The sequence below is a fragment of the Chlorobium sp. genome (genome assembly GCF_049593655.1).
Lineage (GTDB): Bacteria > Bacteroidota > Chlorobiia > Chlorobiales > Chlorobiaceae > Chlorobium.
In genome coordinates this window covers 1-18,475 of the sequence record NZ_JBAWHG010000025.1, presented here as the reverse complement: position 1 = coordinate 18,475, position 18,475 = coordinate 1, and the positions used below count along the sequence as shown (strand labels likewise).

19 protein-coding genes are annotated in these 18,475 nt (G+C 56.4%); 9 read left to right on the top strand and 10 right to left on the bottom strand.

Going from position 1 to position 18,475, the window contains the following annotated elements; genetic code table 11:
• Positions 1 to 22: 22 nt before the first annotated feature.
• Entirely contained in the window at positions 23 to 1,444 is a 1,422-nt protein-coding gene (hemN, locus tag WBP50_RS04025) for an oxygen-independent coproporphyrinogen III oxidase (RefSeq protein ID WP_423931845.1), read from the bottom strand.
• 125 nt (positions 1,445 to 1,569) lie between these two features.
• On the opposite strand from hemN, the gene purE reads away from it, so the two are divergent.
• The 7 genes from purE (at position 1,570) to WBP50_RS03990 (ending at position 6,587) form a co-directional block, all read left to right on the top strand.
• Positions 1,570 to 2,085 carry a 5-(carboxyamino)imidazole ribonucleotide mutase gene (gene purE, locus WBP50_RS04020; RefSeq protein WP_423931844.1) on the top strand — a complete coding sequence of 172 codons (516 nt, stop codon included), beginning with the start codon at positions 1,570 to 1,572 and terminating at the stop codon, positions 2,083 to 2,085.
• Positions 2,072 to 2,578 (top strand): cupin domain-containing protein, encoded by a 507-nt coding sequence (locus tag WBP50_RS04015; protein WP_423931843.1) that lies wholly within the window; start codon positions 2,072 to 2,074, stop codon positions 2,576 to 2,578. Before purE ends, WBP50_RS04015 begins: the two co-directional genes overlap by 14 nt.
• A gap of 186 nt (positions 2,579 to 2,764) precedes the next feature.
• The gene (locus tag WBP50_RS04010) at positions 2,765 to 4,066 is read left to right on the top strand and encodes an NAD(P)/FAD-dependent oxidoreductase (RefSeq protein WP_423931841.1); all 1,302 of its coding nucleotides are present in this window, start codon (positions 2,765 to 2,767) and stop codon (positions 4,064 to 4,066) included.
• Positions 4,063 to 4,275 (top strand): hypothetical protein, encoded by a 213-nt coding sequence (locus tag WBP50_RS04005; protein ID WP_423931839.1) that lies wholly within the window; start codon positions 4,063 to 4,065, stop codon positions 4,273 to 4,275. Before WBP50_RS04010 ends, WBP50_RS04005 begins: the two co-directional genes overlap by 4 nt.
• 81 nt (positions 4,276 to 4,356) lie before the next feature.
• Positions 4,357 to 5,556, top strand: coding sequence for an aspartate aminotransferase family protein (locus WBP50_RS04000; protein WP_423931837.1), 1,200 nt, complete (start codon positions 4,357 to 4,359; stop codon positions 5,554 to 5,556).
• The gene (locus WBP50_RS03995; RefSeq protein ID WP_423931836.1) at positions 5,528 to 5,776 is read left to right on the top strand and encodes a hypothetical protein; all 249 of its coding nucleotides are present in this window, start codon (positions 5,528 to 5,530) and stop codon (positions 5,774 to 5,776) included. Before WBP50_RS04000 ends, WBP50_RS03995 begins: the two co-directional genes overlap by 29 nt.
• 97 nt (positions 5,777 to 5,873) lie before the next feature.
• Complete coding sequence (locus WBP50_RS03990; RefSeq protein WP_423931835.1) at positions 5,874 to 6,587, top strand: class I SAM-dependent methyltransferase; 714 nt, start codon at positions 5,874 to 5,876, stop codon at positions 6,585 to 6,587.
• Here the strand turns inward: WBP50_RS03990 and WBP50_RS03985 are convergent.
• The 4 genes from WBP50_RS03985 to WBP50_RS03970 are packed head-to-tail and all read right to left on the bottom strand — an operon-like array spanning position 6,556 to position 9,211.
• On the bottom strand, positions 6,556 to 7,365 hold the full coding sequence (locus WBP50_RS03985) for an energy transducer TonB (protein ID WP_423931833.1): 810 nt from the start codon (positions 7,363 to 7,365) through the stop codon (positions 6,556 to 6,558). The two genes, WBP50_RS03990 and WBP50_RS03985, sit on opposite strands and share 32 nt — an antisense overlap.
• A 32-nt stretch (positions 7,366 to 7,397) precedes the next feature.
• The gene (locus tag WBP50_RS03980) at positions 7,398 to 7,922 is read right to left on the bottom strand and encodes an ExbD/TolR family protein (RefSeq protein ID WP_423931832.1); all 525 of its coding nucleotides are present in this window, start codon (positions 7,920 to 7,922) and stop codon (positions 7,398 to 7,400) included.
• 3 nt (positions 7,923 to 7,925) lie between these two features.
• On the bottom strand, positions 7,926 to 8,459 hold the full coding sequence (locus WBP50_RS03975; protein ID WP_423931830.1) for an ExbD/TolR family protein: 534 nt from the start codon (positions 8,457 to 8,459) through the stop codon (positions 7,926 to 7,928).
• A 5-nt stretch (positions 8,460 to 8,464) separates the two neighbouring features.
• Positions 8,465 to 9,211 (bottom strand): MotA/TolQ/ExbB proton channel family protein, encoded by a 747-nt coding sequence (locus tag WBP50_RS03970; RefSeq protein ID WP_423931828.1) that lies wholly within the window; start codon positions 9,209 to 9,211, stop codon positions 8,465 to 8,467.
• Between the two features lie 241 nt (positions 9,212 to 9,452).
• Here WBP50_RS03970 and dnaG point away from each other — a divergent pair, with 241 nt between their 5' ends.
• The gene (gene dnaG, locus WBP50_RS03965; protein WP_423931826.1) at positions 9,453 to 11,351 is read left to right on the top strand and encodes a DNA primase; all 1,899 of its coding nucleotides are present in this window, start codon (positions 9,453 to 9,455) and stop codon (positions 11,349 to 11,351) included.
• A 104-nt stretch (positions 11,352 to 11,455) separates the two neighbouring features.
• On the opposite strand, the gene glyA is transcribed toward dnaG, so the two are convergent.
• Both glyA and WBP50_RS03955 read right to left on the bottom strand, forming a co-directional pair.
• Positions 11,456 to 12,778, bottom strand: a complete 1,323-nt coding sequence (gene glyA, locus WBP50_RS03960; protein WP_423931874.1) for a serine hydroxymethyltransferase — start codon at positions 12,776 to 12,778, stop codon at positions 11,456 to 11,458.
• A gap of 26 nt (positions 12,779 to 12,804) precedes the next feature.
• On the bottom strand, positions 12,805 to 14,079 hold the full coding sequence (locus WBP50_RS03955; RefSeq protein WP_423931824.1) for a bifunctional 3,4-dihydroxy-2-butanone-4-phosphate synthase/GTP cyclohydrolase II: 1,275 nt from the start codon (positions 14,077 to 14,079) through the stop codon (positions 12,805 to 12,807).
• 252 nt (positions 14,080 to 14,331) lie between these two features.
• Between WBP50_RS03955 and carB the strand changes: the two genes are divergently transcribed.
• A complete protein-coding gene (carB, locus tag WBP50_RS03950) occupies positions 14,332 to 16,188 on the top strand; it encodes a carbamoyl-phosphate synthase large subunit (RefSeq protein WP_423931823.1) in 1,857 nt (618 codons plus the stop codon).
• A gap of 106 nt (positions 16,189 to 16,294) precedes the next feature.
• On the opposite strand, the gene WBP50_RS03945 is transcribed toward carB, so the two are convergent.
• From WBP50_RS03945 to WBP50_RS03935, 3 genes are all read right to left on the bottom strand, one after another.
• Entirely contained in the window at positions 16,295 to 16,807 is a 513-nt protein-coding gene (locus tag WBP50_RS03945) for an LptE family protein (RefSeq protein WP_423931821.1), read from the bottom strand.
• 29 nt (positions 16,808 to 16,836) lie between these two features.
• The gene (locus WBP50_RS03940; RefSeq protein WP_423931820.1) at positions 16,837 to 17,661 is read right to left on the bottom strand and encodes an SDR family NAD(P)-dependent oxidoreductase; all 825 of its coding nucleotides are present in this window, start codon (positions 17,659 to 17,661) and stop codon (positions 16,837 to 16,839) included.
• 35 nt (positions 17,662 to 17,696) lie between these two features.
• The coding region (locus WBP50_RS03935) for a RuBisCO large subunit C-terminal-like domain-containing protein (RefSeq protein ID WP_423931818.1) at positions 17,697 to 18,475 on the bottom strand (779 nt) is incomplete at its 5' end.

Genomic DNA, 18,475 nt, shown 5'->3' with positions numbered 1-18,475 from the left:
TTCTTTTTCTGCATTTCAGCTGTCAGCCGACCTGCTGCCCGGCCTTGGCCTGACGGGCTCGTTCGATATACTCTTTCTGGATATCCCTCGATACGTTGTATGCCTTCGACAGGCTGTCGGAACGCCAGAGACGGGCGTCGAAAGCCATGCAGATGTTCCGGAGGAAGGGAATGCCGATGTCGGTCACCCGCACGCCGTTTTCCAGAAGCACCACCATGCCGTCGTTCTCCATGTCCTCGAGCCGGTAGCGCGCGATGTCGAGTTCTTCGGTGTACATTTTCGGATCTTCCCACGAAGTCTCATGACGGCACATGAGGTTGAGAATGTGGCGGCGGAGCACAAGATCTTCGTCGGTAAGCAGATGGCCGCGCAGAATCGGGAAGCGGCCCTTGTTGATCTCCTCGATGTACTTCTGGTCGCCGCGCTCGTTCTGCGCGAAGGCGTACCAGGTGTCGCTGATGGAGGATGCGCCGAGGGCGATCATCATCTGCGTGGTGTTTTCGGTATAGCCCATGAAGTTCCGGTGCAGGGTGCCCTCTTTGGCCGCCAGATAGAGCGAATCGCCCTCAAGCGCGAAATGGTCCATGCCGATTTCATGGTAGCCGATGGATTCGAGCATGGCGCGACCCTTGTCGTAAAGCTCCTGCTTGACGTCGCCGACAGGAAGGTCCTCTTCCCTGAACTTGCGCTGCCCTTCATACATGTGGGGGTTGTGACCGTAGGCGTAAAAGGCAAGGCGGTCGGGCCGGAGCTGCATGACCTTGTCGACGGTGTCGGTGATGGTCGCAAGCGTCTGCTTCGGCAGGCCGTAGACGAGATCGAAGTTCACCGAGGTAAACCCGATCTGGCGGGCAAGGTCCACCTTCTCCCTGACCAGCTCGAAGGACTGGGGACGGTTGATCTCCTGCTGCACCACGGGATCGAAATCCTGGATACCGAAGCTCATTCTGCGGAAACCGACACTGTAGAGCGCTTCGAGGTGCTCCCTGGAGGTGGAGCGGGGATTGGTCTCGAAACTGAACATGTAATTGTCCATCCGGTTGACGGTACTGAAAAGATTCTCGACAAGACGGGTGAGGTTTTCCGGGCTGAAAAAGGTCGGGGTTCCGCCGCCGATATGCAGCTCCTTGACGTTCAGGGTGCCGGGAAATACGTCGAGGTACATCTGCCACTCTTTCAGAAGCGCTTCGAGATAGGGTTCCTCGAAGGAGTGGTCCTGGGTGCGGTGCGCGTTGCAGCCGCAGAAATAGCAGTAGTTCTCGCAGTAGGGAATGTGAATGTACATGCTGATGCCGGTGGTCTCGTTGCTGTCGTTGAAACCTTTCACCATGGCATCCTTCCACTGCTCCTGGGTAACGCCGTCGCTGCTCCAGGAAGGAATGGTCGGATAGCTTGTATAACGCGGACCGGGATTGCTGTACTTGACTGCGAGATTCGTTGCCATTGTAATCTTCCTCTGCATGTATTATTTTTAAAATTCCATCTCGTAAAATACATAAAACTCGACAATTTCAGAAACATCTGTAAACCGGCGGCACGCTCCCCGTCCCGCCAGAGCCACCTTTTTTTATGACGCAGGACAACACGCCGCTGGTCGGCATTCTCATGGGTTCCGATTCAGATTTCGACATCATGAAAGAGGCCTGCCACGTGCTCGACGAATTCGCCGTACCCTTCGAGGTTTCGGTTATCTCGGCACACCGCACGCCGCAGGATCTGGAACAGTACGCCGCTTCAGCAAGAAGCCGCGGACTCAAAATCATTATCGCGGGCGCCGGCGGAGCGGCTCACCTGCCGGGCGTCACGGCGGCCATGACCATCCTGCCGGTAATCGGGGTGCCGATTTTCAGCAAAAAGCTCAGCGGACAGGACGCACTCTATTCGATCGTACAGATGCCTGCCGGCATTCCCGTCGCTACGGTCGGCATCGACAACGCCCGCAACGCGGCGCTGCTTGCCGTGGAAATCCTGGCGCTTTCCGACAGTTCGATCATGGAGGCGCTTGAAGGGTTCCGCCTGAAACTTGCCGACGCATCCCGACAGAAAACCGCCAAAATCCGGGAAAAACTGCATGCCGGCAGCTGATTTCTGGATAGAGAGGCTCGGGCTCGAAGCGCATCCCGAAGGGGGCTTCTACCGGGAAACCTACAGGAGCGGACCGTCGTACGATTTCAGCGACGCCGGTCCTTTCCGGGGACCCCGCAATTATGCGACCGCAATCCATTACCTTCTGAAAACAGGTGAACGGTCGCGGCTGCACCGCATTCATTCGGACGAACTCTGGTTTTTCCATGCGGGCGAACCGCTCGATGTCCATGTTTTCCCTCCCGATGGCCCGCCATCCTCGTTCACCCTTGGCTGTTCGCCGGACAGGGGTGAACTGCTGCAGGCGGCTGTTGCCGCGGAAAGCTGGTTCGGCGCCTGTCACCCGCTGCAGAGGGCTCCGGAGGAAGGATACAGCCTTGTCAGCTGTGTCGTCGCTCCCGGTTTCGACTTCAGGGATTTCTCCTTTGCCGCAAAAGAACCCCTTCTTGAAAAATATCCGGAATTTTCAGCGATTATCGATCGTCTCTGCTGAACGGCTGCCCTCCGCAATACTCCCGTCGTCCGGAAAAAGGAACCGGGCAGGTGATTTCACTGTTTTTTTGTACTTTACCACGCGCCGCATCCCTGGCGAAGGGAGCGCGCGCATTGAAGCGAAAGATTATCAGCCGTGACCCTGCGAAAAGGCACGCAAAGAAAAGAAAGAGAAACACCTTAACCGATGAAAAAGCGCGTCGTCATTGTAGGCGGTGGATTTACGGGAATCAACGCCGCAAGAATACTTGGCAATAAGAAAGATATCGAAGTCACCCTCGTCGACAGGAAAAACTACCACCTGTTCCAGCCCCTGCTCTATCAGGTAGCCATGTCCGCTCTCGGTGAAGGCGATATTGCCGCCCCGCTGAGAAACATGCTGGCCAACTACTACAACATCACGGTATTCAAAGGGGTAGCCGAAGAAATAGATGCAGAAAACAGGATCGTCAGAACCGATTTCGGCGATATACCCTACGACTATCTCGTGCTCGCCTGCGGCGTCAAGCACCACTACTTCGGCAACAACCAGTGGGAGGAGTTCGCTCCCGGCCTGAAAACCCTGGCACAGGCCAAAGAGATCAGAAGACGGGTGCTCGAGGCCTACGAAGCGGCCGAACGCACCAACGACCCGGTCGAACGCAAGAAGCTGCTGACCTTCGTCATTGTCGGAGGCGGACCTACCGGTGTCGAACTGGCCGGTTCGATCGGCGAAATGAGCCGGTATACCCTCTCCAAGCTCTACCGCCACATCGACCCGAAGCTGACCAGAATTTTCATCGTCGAGGCCGCTCCGCGGATTCTCGGTTCGTTTGATCCCGACCTGGCCAGCAAGGCTACCCGCTCGCTTGAAAAACTGGGCGTGCAGGTCTGGACCAGCAGCATGGTAAGCAATGTCGATGCCAGCGGAGTGCAGATCGGCAGGGAGCGCATCGAGGCGGCAACCGTGCTGTGGGCAGCCGGTGTAACGGCCATCGATACGGGAAAGGAGATGGGAGCGACAACCGACCGGATCGGCCGCATTGTCGTGGAGGAGGATCTCAGCATACCGGGATACCCGAATGTGTTTGTCGGCGGCGACCAGGCCCATTTCTCGCACGGCATGCCCGGCCCGCTTCCAGGGCTTGCTCCGGTCGCCCTGCAGGCCGGACGGGCAATCGCCAGGAACATTCTGCTCGACATGAAGGGAAAACCCAGAAAACCGTTCCACTACACCGACAAGGGGCAGATGGCCACCATCGGCAAGAACAAGGCCATTCTCCAGATCGGCAGCATCAGGTTCGACGGAGCCCCGGCATGGTTCGCCTGGCTTCTGGTGCACATCTACTACCTGACCAGCTTCAAGCACCGCATATTCGTGCTGATGCAATGGGGATGGTCCTACTTCACCTTCGGCTACGGGGCCCGGCTGATCGTGAACCGGGAGTGGCGTTTCTATCCCGAAGCCTCCATCTGCAAGCCGGAAGACACTAAAGAGAAACCGGAATGAGCCGTTCCCGAAAACTGACGGCAGCGCTCAACATCCTGCTTTCGCTGCTCTTTATCGGCATTGCGCTCTATGTCTTTTTTTTCGCGGATCCGCCATCCCGTGACGCCCGCCATGACCTCCTGCTCTATGCATCGCTTACCGGAGCCTACGGCGTCTGGAGGCTGATCAGGGTCCTGCTTGCCGGAAAAAAAGCTGAAGAAAATGTTTGACAGCAGCATGATTGATCATTATAATCAGTTTTTGCAGGCATTGCTGCAACAGCAAACACTCCAGGAAGGAAACAAGCACGCATGAAACCACTGCCGCTGACACAGGAAACAGAAAAAGAGCTGTTTTTTCACAACTATGCCCGTCTGCCGATAGCCCTGACCCATGGAGAGGGCTGCTGGCTGGTGAGCGACGACGGGACGCGTTATCTGGACATGATCGCCGGTATCGGCGTCAACGCGCTCGGCTACGGCGACAAACGGCTCATCGACGCCATCACCCGCCAGGCCTCCAGGCTGATTCATGCCTCGAACCTGTTTCTGCTCCAGCCTCAGTTCGATCTGGCCGCAAGACTGCTCGATATTTCGGGACTTTCGAAAGTGTTTTTCGCCAACAGCGGCACTGAAGCGATCGAGGCCGCAATAAAGCTCTCCAGAAAGCGGGCTGCCATGTCGGGCAGGAGCGACAAGAAGGAGATCCTGTCGCTGAGCAACTGTTTTCACGGCAGAACCTACGGAGCCATGTCGTTGACCGCAAAGGCGAAATATACCGATGGATTCGATCCGCTGCTTCCGGAAACCGGCATGATAGCCTTCAACGACCTCGCCGATCTCGAAGCGAAGGTTTCCGAAAAAACCGCGGCGGTCTTTATCGAGATCGTGCAGGGTGAAGGAGGAATACACTGCATCTCGGAAGCGTTTCTCCTGAGGCTCGCAGAACTGCGCGACCGGTTCGATTTCCTCATAGTCGCCGACGAGATTCAGGCCGGCTGCGGCAGGACAGGCCTGTTTTTCAGCTACATGCACTTCGCCATCGAGCCCGATGTGGTCTGTCTGGCAAAACCGCTGGGCGGCGGTCTGCCTCTGGCGGCCGTGATCGGCAGCGAAAAAATGGCCGACGTGTTCAGCTACGGCAATCACGGCACCACCTTCGGAGGCAACCCGGTTGCCTGCGCGGCAGGACTTGCCATGATTGAAGCGATCCATGCCGACAGGCTTATGGAAAATGCCCTGAAGATCGGAGCGATGCTGAAGCACGCCCTGGAGGAACTTGCCACAAGGCACCCGCAGATCCTCGAAATCCGCCAGTTCGGACTGATGATCGGCATAACGGTCGATAAAGAGGCGAAAGTGTATGTGGAAAAAGCCCTGCAGAAACAGGTGCTCGTGAATGCTACAAGCCAGAATGTCATCAGGCTTCTTCCTCCGCTCTGCATCAGCACGGACGAAGCACAACGCTGTATCACCGTACTCGATGAAATCCTTACCGAAGAAAGCCGGTAAAAAACCGGAAAGCAAACCCGCCGACATGCCCCTCGGCGCCATCAACTACGTGATGATCGCCTGCGGCGCGGCTGTCATAGCCCTGAGCTATCTCGGCATGTATCTCGAGCGGGACGTGGACGGGTTCTTTTCACTCTATATCAGTCCTTTCACGCTGGTTGCCGCTTATGCCTGGACTGTTTTTGCCGTTCTGCTGCGCCGGAAAAAAGAAGCATCGTAACCGGCGCGCCACAGCCCGGAGATCCCCTTCCAGGGTGAAGACCATGGAAAAAACAGGGACACAGCCGGGTCCGTCACCCTATTTACCGGAGAAGAGCATGGAACAGTATGCCAGGGAATTTTATGCAGACAGGCACGAGCGCACCCTCTATTCGGCAGCCACGGTACTTTCCACCCTTCTGAAGCATATTCCCGCGGTTCATTCTGCCGTGGACATCGGCTGCGGTGTAGGCACCTGGCTTTCGGTGCTCAGCACAAAAGGCGCTGAAGAGATACTGGGCATCGACGGCAGCTGGGTCGATCGGGCTCTCCTGGAAATTCCGGAGAATTCGTTCATGCAGGCCGACCTGCAGCACTCGACGCCGCTGCCGGGACGAACCTGGGATCTTGCCATCTGTATGGAAGTAGCCGAACACCTGCCGGCCGAATCGGCAAGGGCGTTCATCACTTTCCTGACAACGCTCTCCCGGCGCGTGCTCTTTTCTGCGGCAATTCCCTTCCAGGGCGGCATCGGCCACATCAACGAGCAATGGCCTGAGTACTGGGCGGAGCTTTTCGATGAACAGGGCTACGGGGTTCATGACATCATCAGGCCGGAAATCTGGAACGACAGCAGGATCCCGTTCTGGTACCGGCAGAACACGCTGCTCTTTTCAAGGAAGGAAAACACGGGGGAACATCGGCAAACTTCAGGCGACGGCGCGAAATCCCCGACGGCCCTGAATCTGGTACATCCGGATCTCTATCTCGGGCGCCAGACGACCGGGTCCGGGCCTGAAATCAATCGAGCTGGAAACGTATCGGCACGGTGAACCAGACCTTGATCGGGCTGCCGTTCTGAATACCGGGGTAGTATTTCGAATCCATGACCGATTTGATGGCTACGGCATCGAATACACTGCAGTCCGCCGGCAGACGCTTCATGACCTTGGCTTTTATCGGCCGGCCGTCCTCGCCTATCAGCACGCTGACGAAAACCTTTCCCTCGATTCCCGCGGTCCGGGCCATTTCGGGATAGGCCGGTTTTTTCTGGTCGAGAAAGCCCGGCATTTTTTCGCAGGGCACGAACATGGGAACATCATCGCCGGCCGAGGCGCCGCTCCCCGTACCGGAACCTGAACCCTGCGCCTGATTGGCCTGCTTGATCTCCTTCTGTGTGGCAAGCGTCTGTTCCTTCGGCGCATCGCTCTCCTTGACCGTCCTGATTTTTCCGACATTTGGCGCAACAGGCGCAGCCGTCGCGGGTCTTACGACTGCCGGTTCGGGCTGGGAAAGAGGAGGTGGAGGGGGAAGCTGCGTCACATTGGTGACCACCTCGTAGCACTCGATCATGGGTTCGTCATCCGCGGAGGCAAATCCGGTCATCGACAGGATAGCCTGCCAGTTTGCGCTCACAAGCCAGAACGCTCCCAGAAGAAGAACTGCGGTAATGACGCCATGGGACAGAAACAAATGGGCCTGCCGGCGCAGGACAAGGTTTCCGTATCCGATATTGCGCACCCGTTCGGTGTCGAGAAACTCCTCGGCAAAAGACCATCCGGAGGCTTTCCTGGAGGCCTTTTCGTGGATTTTATCAAACTTTGAATACACCTGCCACTTGCTCCTTTGCTGTCCCCTGCGGGTTAAACAGCTCTTTTGATTTCCACTTCATCCTGATCGGTATAGTCGTCGAGACTGAAACGGTCGATCTTCATCAGGTTCAGCTCGTCGATAAGATCGACAAGACTCTTGTACTTTGCCTTTTCACTGATTTTGACGACGATGACCATTTTCCTGTTTGCTGCGGTCTGCTGCCTGAGGAGCGAACGAAGCTCTCCGCTCAGAGCCATCCGGTGTGAATCGGAAGGATCGTAGAGGGATATCTTCTGCGGCGCCTCCTCCCCGAGCGAACAGTATGCCATACCGTCGCCGGCTATACGCACGATCATGACGTTGTTCTCGGAAATCCTCACCTCCCCCTGTTCGGGAGGCATATTGATCTCCATGGTATTCGATTTGGAAAAGGTGGTAGTCAGCATGAAAAACGTCAGCAGGAGAAACGCCACATCCACCATCGGCGTCATATCGAGATGAAAACCTATGCGCCGCTGCTTGCGCCTTCCATTTTTCGCCCGGCGGTTTCCGTTCGGAGAATCAACCATTCCCATAGATCAGCGCACCCCCCTTTCCAGAACGGTTACAAGATTGAAGGTCAGAAGATTGGCTTTTTTGTACACCTTGATGACATGGTTCACCGCTTCGTAATCCGCATCGGCGTCGGCCCTGATAACAGGCCTGAGTTTCTGGTCGGCGAAACGCGCCATCACGACAAACTTGTCGAGTTCGTCACGCCCTACCGAAAAACTTTCGGCAAGACGGAAACTCCTCAGAGAATCGCTGATTGCGGACGCAGGGAGACCTGCCGCCTGCAGCTTCGGCCGGACGACCGAGTTGAAAATTTTTTCACGGGACTGCTGCGAGGAGACACCCATCAGGAAGTTGTTGTCTCCGCTTACCGTGACGGTAAGCACATCGGACTCGGGAAGCTTCTGCTCCGAGTGGGAAGAGGGCAGATCGATACGAACCACTTCGGGAGGACGAAACTTGGTGGTCAGCATGAAAAACGTCAGCAGAAGAAATGCCACATCCACCATCGGCGTCATATCGATCCGGAATCCTACCCGCTTTGCCTTGATTCTCGACATGGGCGTTACTGGTTTTTGCCGGTTCCGAGTGTCTGGATGATATAGAATGCGGCTTCATCGATCATGTAACTGAACCGGTCAACCTTGTTGGTGAACACATTGTAGGTGACAATGCCCATGATGCCGCCGACAATGCCGAGCGCCGTATTGAAAAGCGCTTCGGAAATGCCGAGCGAAAGCTGCACGGCATCGGGAGCCCCGCTGGTGGCCATGGCGGCAAAAGCGCGGATCATGCCGAGCGTGGTGCCCAGAAGCCCCACCATGGTGGAGATCGACGCAATGGTGGAGATCGCCACGAGATTTTTTTCCAGGAGCGGCATCTCCATAACCGTCGCCTCTTCGACGGCCTTCTCCATTTCACTGATCTTCTTGTCGCGGTCGGTGACGTTCATGCCCACCATCTTCTGGTAGCGGTCGAGCACCGCGCGAAGCACGGCCGAAAGCGAACTCTGGTGGTCGTCGCATTTGGCGATGGCCTGATCGATCGATCCGTTTTCGATATCCAGCTTGAGGCTCTGCACGAAACCGGGAATGTCTCCCTTGCCGGAAGCCTTGTTCAGCGCGATAATGCGTTCCACGATGTAGGCGATCACCATGAGAATCAGAGCCATCAGCACCGAGACGACAGGGCCACCTTTCCAGATGGCATGGAACATCGACTCGGGAGGAGTGGTGCCCATCCACGCATAAAATCCCAGAGATACGGCATAGGTTACAACGATGAGCAACCCCGTGAAGAAACCCTGTTTCATATGATTGAAAATTTTTTTGAACAATTTTTGGTGATGGCCTTCAGAAAATATTTACGGCAGCGAATCGTTACCAGATCATAAATAATGACTTCTTTTGAAAAAAAACAACAAATACACGAATACTCTTGCTTCGCGGCCCAAGGAAAAAACCGTGTCTTGACAATTCAGGTTTTTCGATTATCTAACAGGAGAAGGCAAAAACACGAAACCGGCTTGCTTGCAAGAGAGAAAAGGATATGACATGATTCCGCAAAACGTTATTGACGACGTCCGTCAGCGCGCTGATATTGTCGACATCCTGTCGGACTATCTCAAACTGCAGCCCTCGGGCCGCAACTTCAAGGCGCTCTCCCCCTTCACCCAGGAAAAAACCCCCTCGTTCGTCGTTTCGCCCGACAAGCAGATCTACAAGTGTTTTTCAACCGGAAAGGGAGGAAACGTCTTTTCCTTCGTCATGGAAATGGAAAAGGTGACCTTCCCGGAGGCCGTGGAACTTGTCGCAAAACGCTCCGGCGTGGATATCAGCCGGTATACGGCGCACGATGCCGCTCCCGGAAACGAGGAAGAGAGCCGTACGGCAACGCTGCGGTGGGCCGCGCGCCTGTTTCACCGCACCCTCATGAGCGAAAAGGGAAAAGCCGGGCTGGCCTATCTTACCGCACAGCGGGGGGTTTCTCAGGAAACGCTTACATCCTTCGGTCTCGGCTATGCTCCCGAATCATGGGATCATCTTCTCGTTGAAGCCCGGCGGGCCGGAATCGCCGAAGAGCAGCTTGCCGAACTCGGTCTTGTTACGGCAAACCGCCAGAAAAACAGCCGGTACGACACCTTCCGCAACCGGGTGATCTTCCCCATATTTTCCGTCGGCGGCCAGGTTGTCGGCTTCGGAGGCAGAACACTCGCGAGCGATCCCGATACCCCAAAATATCTGAACTCCCCGGAAAACCGGATGTTCGAGAAGTCGAAACTGCTTTACGGACTGCACGCGGCCAAGCAGGAGATCAGGAGAACGGAAACCGCCTTTCTCGTCGAAGGGTATATGGACGTGATCGCCCTGCATCAGGCGGGTGTAACCGGCGCCGTGGCATCCTGCGGGACGTCGCTGACCCGCTACCAGGCGAAAATCCTGCAGCGCTACACCTCAAGCGTACTCTTCATCTATGACGGCGATCCGGCAGGAAAAAAGTCCATGATGAGCGGCATCGACATTCTTCTGGCTGAAGGCGTCACCCCGTTTGTGGTCATGCTTCCTGCAGGCGACGATCCCGACAGTTTCGTAAAACGTGAAGGCCGCGATTCGTTTCTGCAGTACACCTCGAAGAACCGCCTCGCCTTTCAGGATTTCCAGATCCGCGTATTCAGCGATTCGGGAAACTTCGATCAACCCGACGCGAAAGCCAGGGCCATCGGCGTGATGATGCACACCATTTCGCTCATTCCCGACCGCATCCGCAGGGAACTCTACCTGCAGGAGCTGTCCGGAAAGCTTTCTGTAAGCCGGGAGGCGCTTGCGGAGCTCATAAAAAAACAGCCTGCCCGAAAGGAGTTTCAGACGCCGGAGGAGGAGACGCCGGTCCGGGCTCCCGCCGGCAGCCGCCAAGCGCAGCAGCAGCTGTCGGTGCTTGAAAAAACCTTTCTGAAGGCCCTGCTTGAAAGCACGCTCTACGGAAATGTGGTGCTTGAGTTCGCCGCCTCGCACGAGGCTATGCTGGAGCTGCCGCATCCGGCAGCCCGCGAAATTCTTGCCCATATGATCCGGCGATACAGGGAAAGCGGTGAAAATCCCGACGAACACATCGATACGGCAACGGAAATCAGCATGTTCGGAAGTGCCGAGGCGAGGGATCTGGCCTCAGGCCTCCTCATCGAACAGCCGGTCAGCAGCAGATGGCAGGAGCAGCCCGATGCCGACCGGGAACATGCCCGGCGCTGCCTTACGGCATTTCTCGACGCATTCAGGAACATCATTCTCGAACCGCTCTCGCACCGGAAGAAAACCGTTACGGAAGCCTTGCGCAGGGAGGAGGACAACGACAGGGCGCTGGAGCTGCAGCAGGAGATCAAAAAGCTCAACGCCACCATCAGAAAAACCACAGCCGACCTCGGCGCGATGATTACCGGCATCATTGAAAGCCGCTGAACGGCTCCGGTCGGCAACACATCCCTGAAAAAAGAAAAAGCCGACCCGGAGCATGTATCGCTCCGGGTCGGCTTTGTTTCGATGCCGGCCGGCAGCTCCCTGATTCAGGGCGTCATCCCGTATCCGTCGAGCGGACGGCTGAGGCAGAGTTCCCTGATCTCGTGCCTGACCGAACGGCAGACATCCTCGACACCGGCGCTGTTTGCCGACGCGATGACGCGGTCGATCATGGCGGCGATAGCCCGGCTGTCGCTCTCGGTCATGGAGCGCGTGGTCATGGCCGGAGTGCCGATCCTGATGCCGCTGGTGACGAAAGGCGACTTGTCGTCGAAGGGCACCATGTTCTTGTTGACCGTGATACCGGCATCATGCAGCAGGTTTTCGGCCACCTTTCCGGTAACCTCCTTGTTGCGCAGATCGAGCAGCATGAGATGGTTTTTCGTGCCTCCGCTGACGATATTGTACCCGAGGCCGATAAAGGATTCGGCCATTGCCGCAGCGTTCTTGCGCACCTGAACCGCATACTCCCTGAAAGCGGGCAGCAGCGCCTCGCCGAACGCAACAGCCTTGCCTGCGATAATGTGCATGAGCGGACCGCCCTGGATGCCCGGCATCACTTCGGCGTCCATGACCTCCGACATCATTTTCACCCGTGAACCGGTCTTGGTCTTGATGGTGATGCCCAGCGGATTCTCGAAATCGCTGCCCATCATGATCATGCCGCCTCTCGGACCTCGAAGCGTCTTGTGCGTGGTAGTGGTGACAAAATGGCAGTGCGGCATGGGGTCGGTGAGCAGGCCCGCGGCAATCAGTCCTGCAGGATGGGCGATATCGGCCATCAGAAGAGCGCCCGCCTTGTCTGCGATCTGGCGGAAGGCCTTGAAATCGAACCCCTGCGAGTATGCGCTCGCTCCCGTAATAATGAGTTTGGGACGCACCGTAAGGGCAATCTCCTCGACCCGGTTCATATCGATGCAGCCGGTTTCGCGCTCGACCCCATAGGAGTGCGCCTCGAAAAGCTGTCCCGAAAAATTCACCGCGCTGCCGTGCGTAAGGTGGCCGCCGTGGGAAAGGTCGAGACCCATGATGCGGTCACCCGGCTTGAGCACGGAAAAGAGCACCGCCATATTGGCGCTTGAACCGGAATGCGGCTGAACGTTGACATACTCGCATCCGAAAAGTTTTTTTGCCCGGTCGCGGGCAAGATTTTCTGCGACATCGACAAACTCGCAGCCGCCGTAGTAGCGTTTTCCGGGATAACCCTCGGCGTATTTGTTGGTCATCACCGAACCGCAGGCCTGCATGACAGCCCGGCTGGTGAAGTTTTCCGATGCGATAAGTTCAAGGGTTTCCGTCTGCCGCCGGGTTTCACCGGCTATCGCATCGAAAACCTCTTTATCCTGCATCTGAAGGATTTCGGTATCCATCATGGCATCAATTCCTTTTTGGGTGTTTACGGGTTGTGTTGTCCTTTGTTCATTTTGTCAGCCACCATCTGGTCGAATACATGCTGTTCGCTGGCGCAGGAAACGCCGATCATGTGGCCCATCTTGTCGCGCTTGGTTTCAAGATAGTTTCTGTTGGCCGGATTCGGAGCGATCTCGAGCGACATTCTCTCGACGATTTCAAGGCCGTAACCTTCAAGACCCACGATCTTTTTCGGATTGTTGGTCAGGAGCTTCATTTTCTTCACGCCGAGATCCTTGAGAATCTGTGCGCCGATGCCGTAGTCGCGAAGATCGGCCTTGAAGCCGAGCTTTTCATTGGCCTCGACGGTATCGAACCCTTCATCCTGAAGATTATATGCTTTCAGCTTGTTGATGAGGCCGATGCCGCGCCCTTCCTGCATGAGGTAGACCAGCACACCGCGCCCCTCCTTCTCGATCATCCTGAGCGCCGAAGCAAGCTGGTTGCCGCAGTCGCACCGGAGGGAGGCGAACGTATCGCCGGTTGCGCACTGGGAGTGTACCCGGACAAGCACCGGCTCGCCGGTGGTCACGTCCCCCTTGACGAAAGCCATGTGGTTCTGGTTGTCGGTAAACGACTCGTAGGCGATGAGACGGAACTCGCCGTGGACGGTCGGAAGCCTCGACTCGACTGCCCGGTGAACGAGTTTCTGGCGCTGCATCTGGAAGGCGACCAGATCCTTGATGGTAATGAGTTTAAGGCCGAATTTATCCCTGATTTTCATCAGTTCGGGAAGACGCGCCATGCTGCCATCTTCATGGAGAATTTCGCAGAGCAGACCGGCGGGATTGCACCCGGCCAGACGGGCAAGATCGACGGCCGCCTCGGTGTGGCCTACGCGCCGGAGCACGCCGCCATCCATGGCCCGAAGGGGAAAGATATGGCCGGGCCGGGAAAAATCGTCAGCCCTGCATGACGGGTCCGCAAGCATTTTAATGGCCATGGTCCGGTCGTAAACCGATATACCGGTAGTCACCCCCTCGGCTATGGCATCGACCGAAACCGTAAAGTTGGTTTCATGCTGGGAGGTGTTTCTCTGCACCATGGGGTCGAGCTGCAGTTCACGCGCCCGGTCCATGGTAACGGCAACGCAGAGCAGGCCCCGGGCCTCACGGGTTATGAAATTCACCATTTCGGTCGTGACATGGTCGGCTGCCGCAATGAAATCCCCTTCATCCTCACGATCCTCATCATCGATCACAATGATCATCCTGCCCTGCCGGATATCCTCAAGCGCCGCTTCGATAGTATCGAATTTCATGTTATTGATTCAAACCCTGATAGCGTTAATGACAACTTTTCCGGAACGGATTTTCTCACAAAGTCCCTGTAATGTAAAAAAAATCCGGAACCGTTGACAGCGAATCGAATGCGCTTCAAAAAGGCAACCCGTCCCGGGCGGCTTTGAGAACGGCAGGCTTTTTTTATCTTTCCTGCGGTTTTATATCCATCGCCGAATTGTTACTTTACAGGACAATCGTATTCCGAAGCATCTACAATCCATAGAGACTGCATGACCACACAAGTTTCCAGCCTTTCAGAAGAGGTCCAGGGCCTCACCCGCAAACTCCCGAAAGCAACGCTGGTAAAGGCAAAAGAGTATGGTTTTTCCGATTGTCAGCTTGCCAGTATTTTCAAAACCACCGAACCGGTCATACGCTCACTCAGAAAGTTTTACGGAGTCGAATCGGTTTTCAAGACCGTCGATACCTGCGCCGCCGAGTTCGATGCGAAAACGCCGTACCATTACTCGACCTACGACGAGGAAAACGAATCCGTCCGTTCGGACAGGAAGAAGGTCATCATCCTCGGAGGAGGTCCGAACCGTATCGGACAGGGAATCGAATTCGACTACTGCTGCGTTCAGGCGGTCTTCGCGCTCCGCGAGGCCGGCTACGAAACCATCATGGTGAACTGCAATCCCGAAACGGTTTCAACCGACTACGACATTGCCGACAAGCTCTATTTCGAGTCGCTGACCTTCGAGGATACCATCCGCATCATCGAGCACGAGCAGCCGCTCGGCGTCATCGTCAGTTTCGGAGGACAGACCCCCCTGAAGCTTTCAACCAGACTCGAGGAGGCCGGCGTCACGATTCTCGGCACCTCGTCGAAAGGCATCGATCTGGCCGAAGACCGGAAAAAGTTCGGCGCACTGCTTGAAAAACTCGATATTCCGCACCCCGATTACGGCACGGCCATCAGCTTCGATGAGGCACTGGCCATCACCAAGAAAATCGGTTATCCGGTTCTTGTCCGGCCCAGCTACGTGCTTGGAGGAAGGGCCATGAGAATCATCTACAACAACGACTCTCTCAAGGAGTACGTCGATCAGGCGCTCTTCATCTCCGAAAAATATCCGCTGCTCATCGACCGCTTTCTTGAAACCGCCGTGGAGTTCGACATCGACGCCATTGCCGACAGTACCGACTGCGTCATCAGCGGTATCATGCAGCATGTGGAAGCCGCCGGCATTCACAGCGGAGACTCGACCTCGATCCTCCCCTACCGCAATATCAGCCGCGAGGTGATCGACACCATGAAGGCCCACACCCGCAGGCTTGCCGAACACATCCAGGTTGTCGGCCTGATGAACGTGCAGTACGCGGTTCAGAACGACAGTGTCTACGTGATCGAGGTGAATCCGAGAGCGAGCCGTACCGTTCCCTTTGTAGGCAAGGCCACCGCGGTTCCCGTCGTGAAGATCGCCACAAGGGTCATGCTCGGCGAAAAACTCTCCGATCTGCGAAAGGAGTACGATCTGAAGGACTGCGACGAACTCGGCATGAAGCACATGGCCATCAAGGAACCGGTCTTCCCGTTCTCCAAGTTCTTGAAATCCGGCGTCTATCTCGGCCCGGAAATGCGTTCCACCGGGGAGGCAATGAGCCTTGCCGAACAGTTTCCCGAAGCGTTCGCCAAAGCCTATCAGGCGGCGAACATGCAGTTGCCGCTTTCAGGCGCGGTCTTTATCAGCGTGAACGATCTGGACAAGAACCAGCGCATCATCGCCATCGCAAAAGAGCTCTACCGCATGGATTTCGACCTTGTCGCCACGGCAGGAACCCACCGCTTTCTTACGGAGAACGGCATCGAATGCAAGAAGGTGTTCAAGGTAGGCGAAGTGGGACGGCCCAACATTTTCGACATCCTCAAGCATGGCAAGATCGATTTCGTGATCAATACCCCCAGAGGGGAAAAGGCGCTGCACGACGAGGAGGCCATCGGAGCGGCTTCGGTACAGAGCAATGTGCCCTTCGTCACGACCATCGAGGCCGCCGAAGCCTCGGTACAGGCCATGGACTGCATCCGCCGCCAGGAATTCGGCGTCAAAAGCCTTCAGGAGTACTCGGCATACCGCGCGAAATAACCGTGTGTCTTCCTGAAAGATGAAACCATAAAAAAAGGGATCGGAACCGATCCCTTTTTTTATGACGAAAATTACGACGCCCCTCCCGGAAGCTGAAACTCCCCTGCTACTGCCAGTCCGACACGATGCCGTCGAGCATGTCTGCGGCGATCATCTCCAGAGAACGGGAAATGGCCTCCTGCTGTGCCGAAAAACTGCCGACCGGATAGTCGGCAAAACCGGTGAAGGTCCGTTCAAAAAGGACGGTTTTCTTCACCCTGTCCTGCATGAGTGCGGAAACGGAAATGGTGATCCGGTTTGTCAGCGCACGCTCCGTCGTACTGCTGAGCTGACTCGGCTCGTCGCTGAAGGAGACGATGGTGCCTTCAAGCAGGCAGTCAGCCGTGGCCCGTGAAGGGGTGATGCGAAGCGGGCTCTGCGATTCGATCTTCTCGGTCAGGCGCCGGGTGAGTTCCGCACGGAACTGTGCGATGCCGGCTTGTGAGCGGTCCTGGAAAACCGGCACCGCTATGGTTTTCAGGTGAGAAGGTACGGATCCTCCGCTGAAACTGTAGCACCCCTGGAAAAGAGCCGCGATAAAGGACAGCAGAAGCACCGCTTTCTGGCCGGTATGTCGCATGTGGTTGTCTCCCGTCTCGATAAATAAGATTAATAGGTACGCCGGTCGATCCTCTGGGTCATGTTACGGAAGGGATAGCTGAGGAGCAACCTCTTTTTTGTCCATGCGCCGAGTGCCGAAAGGTAGATGCCCGTTTTGCCGTCACTCCAGGAGGAGGCCATTTTCACGGCAAGCCCTGCGGCAACCGAGGGCGGCTGGGCAAAAATATCGAGAATGGTATTGAAGGTTTCGAGCTGCCGCTGAAGCTCAGGCGTCGGATTTTCGACGCTGACCATACCGGTTCGAACCAGACCGGGATGCAGCAGCATGATGGAAAGATCCGTCTGGCGGTATTCGGCGGCGGCGGCATAGGTAAAGCGCGCGATGGCGGCTTTGGTGGAGCCGTAGGCCGTGATGAAAGGAGTGTTCGAGCCGCTGTCGGTTCCGGAACCGGCCATGTTGATGATCTTTCCGGGAATGTTTCGGCGGAGGAAATAACCGATTGCCGCCCGACAGCCGTAGTAGGTACCCTTGAGATTGGTGTCGATCACCCTGCCCCACAGAGCCGGATCGCTGGAAGCGACATCGCAGAAAGGATCCGATATGCCTGCATTGTTGATGAAACAGTCGATCCGTCCGAAACGCGCCGACGAAGCTTCGACAAGACGTTCCATTTCATCCGGAGAGCTGATGTCACAGGCATGGCCGTAAACACTTCCGGAGGGAAACCCGGCAACCGCCGCATCGACATTGGCGCGGGAAGAGGAGGTGATCACCACCGATGCTCCCTCGTCAACGAATCTCCGCGCAATGGCCCTGCCGATCCCGCGTGTCGAACCGGTAATGACCGCAACCCTGTTTTCTAGTTTTCCCATCTCGAAACCATCTGTGTGCTCCCTTGGCGGAGCGATTATTTTTTTCCGACTGCGCCATCGACCATAGCCTGCAATTCAGGACGGCCTTCGGCATACGATTCAAGCGAGACGCCCTGCCTGATGGCCTCCCACGCCTGCCGGATACTGGCGGCACCTGCTTTCGGGCCCATCGGATGGCCGAAAATGCCCCGGCCGGGCACAAATCCGAAATCGACGCTTCCGACCTTCCGGTAAACGCTTTCGAGCGTCAGAGCCGAATCGCTGCCTCCGGGAACCGGAAGCGAGGTACGGATATGGCCGAACTCCTGCAGGCACTCATGGATATTTTCCATCACCTCCTCTTCAGGAGTCATCATCCGGCTTCCGAAACCGGGCATGATGATGGAATCGAGTCCTGCAAGCCGCTGAAGCTTGGTCATGACCCGTGAATGCACCCCGTATTTTTCCATCCGGCTGAATGCTGCAATAAAAGGGAAATGACCGATGAGCGGCACCTTCGAGTGCCTTGCCAGCATCCTCACCGCGCTGAGCCCTACCGGCAGGGCGTTGATCAGGAGGGCATTGGCGCCGTTGCGCACGGCCATATCGTGCTGTTCGATCAGACGGTCCACCTCATCGGTGACATTGGCAAGGTAGATTTTCGGTTCACCGGTCTCTTTCTCCGCCCTGATTCGGGCAGCTCCGAGCTCCCGGGAACGCTCTTCGAGCGTCGACCAGTCCACATCGGCCAGCATCTCGTCGTCCTTGGCGATATCGAGGCCGCCAAGCCAGCTCTGGTAGGCAATTTCGGCGAAACATGCAGGCTTCAGGCCGA

Excerpts from the sequence above, each read along its gene's own strand:
- WBP50_RS03990 (WP_423931835.1), top strand. The coding sequence starts at position 5,874 with ATGGAACAGTATGCCAGGGAATTTTATGCAGACAGGCACGAGCGCACC.
- purE (WP_423931844.1), top strand. The coding sequence starts at position 1,570 with ATGACGCAGGACAACACGCCGCTGGTCGGCATTCTCATGGGTTCCGAT.
- WBP50_RS03940 (WP_423931820.1), bottom strand. The coding sequence starts at position 17,661 with ATGGGAAAACTAGAAAACAGGGTTGCGGTCATTACCGGTTCGACACGC.
- glyA (WP_423931874.1), bottom strand. The coding sequence starts at position 12,778 with ATGGATACCGAAATCCTTCAGATGCAGGATAAAGAGGTTTTCGATGCG.
- WBP50_RS04010 (WP_423931841.1), top strand. The coding sequence starts at position 2,765 with ATGAAAAAGCGCGTCGTCATTGTAGGCGGTGGATTTACGGGAATCAAC.
- WBP50_RS04000 (WP_423931837.1), top strand. The coding sequence starts at position 4,357 with ATGAAACCACTGCCGCTGACACAGGAAACAGAAAAAGAGCTGTTTTTT.
- hemN (WP_423931845.1), bottom strand. The coding sequence starts at position 1,444 with ATGGCAACGAATCTCGCAGTCAAGTACAGCAATCCCGGTCCGCGTTAT.
- WBP50_RS03975 (WP_423931830.1), bottom strand. The coding sequence starts at position 8,459 with ATGTCGAGAATCAAGGCAAAGCGGGTAGGATTCCGGATCGATATGACG.
- WBP50_RS03970 (WP_423931828.1), bottom strand. The coding sequence starts at position 9,211 with ATGAAACAGGGTTTCTTCACGGGGTTGCTCATCGTTGTAACCTATGCC.
- WBP50_RS04005 (WP_423931839.1), top strand. The coding sequence starts at position 4,063 with ATGAGCCGTTCCCGAAAACTGACGGCAGCGCTCAACATCCTGCTTTCG.
- dnaG (WP_423931826.1), top strand. The coding sequence starts at position 9,453 with ATGATTCCGCAAAACGTTATTGACGACGTCCGTCAGCGCGCTGATATT.
- WBP50_RS03955 (WP_423931824.1), bottom strand. The coding sequence starts at position 14,079 with ATGAAATTCGATACTATCGAAGCGGCGCTTGAGGATATCCGGCAGGGC.
- WBP50_RS04015 (WP_423931843.1), top strand. The coding sequence starts at position 2,072 with ATGCCGGCAGCTGATTTCTGGATAGAGAGGCTCGGGCTCGAAGCGCAT.
- WBP50_RS03945 (WP_423931821.1), bottom strand. The coding sequence starts at position 16,807 with ATGCGACATACCGGCCAGAAAGCGGTGCTTCTGCTGTCCTTTATCGCG.
- carB (WP_423931823.1), top strand. The coding sequence starts at position 14,332 with ATGACCACACAAGTTTCCAGCCTTTCAGAAGAGGTCCAGGGCCTCACC.
- WBP50_RS03995 (WP_423931836.1), top strand. The coding sequence starts at position 5,528 with ATGAAATCCTTACCGAAGAAAGCCGGTAAAAAACCGGAAAGCAAACCC.
- WBP50_RS03980 (WP_423931832.1), bottom strand. The coding sequence starts at position 7,922 with ATGGGAATGGTTGATTCTCCGAACGGAAACCGCCGGGCGAAAAATGGA.